The sequence below is a fragment of the Alcanivorax sp. HI0044 genome (assembly GCF_001634945.1).
In genome coordinates this window covers 1-930 of record NZ_LWEZ01001835.1, presented here as the reverse complement: position 1 = coordinate 930, position 930 = coordinate 1, and the positions used below count along the sequence as shown (strand labels likewise).

Annotated in this window: 1 protein-coding gene; it reads right to left on the bottom strand. The window is 58.6% G+C overall.

The annotated features are described in order from the left end of the window. The coding region (locus A3730_RS27380; RefSeq protein ID WP_063539355.1) for an NADPH:quinone oxidoreductase family protein at window positions 1-637 on the bottom strand (637 nt) is incomplete at its 3' end. Between the last annotated feature and the right edge of the window lie 293 nt (window positions 638-930).

Here is a 930-nt window from a genome sequence, read left to right as displayed (position 1 = left end):
CGTAGATCACGTCCACGCCTCTCGGGTAACGCTTTTTCAGCGCCTCTTTCAGGTCTTCGTCAGCGTAGTTGATCAGGTCATCCGCGCCGGCTTCCCTGGCCACTTCCAGTTTCTCGTCGCTGCTGGCGCAGGCGATTACGTTGGCGCCCATGGCCTTGCCAATTTCCACCGCAGCCAGCCCTACGCCGCCACTGGCGCCGAGCACCAGCAGGGTTTCCCCGGGCTGGATGTTGGCCCGTTGTTTCAGCGCGTGATAACTGGTGCCGTAGACCATGGAAAAGGCGGCGGCGGTGTGGTCATCCATGCCGTCAGGCACGGGGATCAGACGGTTCTCCGGCACCAGAATTTCTTCGGCAAAGGCACCGTAACCGGTGAGGCCCATGATCCGCTGGCCGGGTTTGAAGTTTTTCACGCCGTCGCCCACTTCCAGCACTTCGCCGGCCATTTCACCGCCCGGTGAAAACGGCAATTCCGGTTTGATCTGGTACTTGCCTTCGATAATCAGGGTGTCGGGGAAGTTCAGCCCGGCGGCTTTTACCCGCACCTTTACTTCGCCTTTGCCCGGCGCAGGGGATGCGATGTCTTCAATGACCAGCGTGTTGGCTGGGCCCAGTTCCTTGCACAGAATGGCGCGCATGTGGTGCTCTCCCGAAAATCAGAATTTTTATGTGTAGGAGACGCTAACGCCGATGGGGGCATTAGACAAATGCATGGGGCGCATTGAGAGGGATAAAGATAACTAATAGCTGCCTGGGAACCTCTGAAAAACTCCTTGCATGCTCAGCGTGGCCTGAAGCGTGCAGCTGTTGCGTCTTGTCTTGATGGTCAGGGTGGTTCCCTTTCCGAGAGGCAAGGCGCAGCAGATGTGCGCTTCAGGCCACGCCCTTCGGGTCATTCAGGCTGGCCCGCACTCGTTGTTGCGCTTTTTCG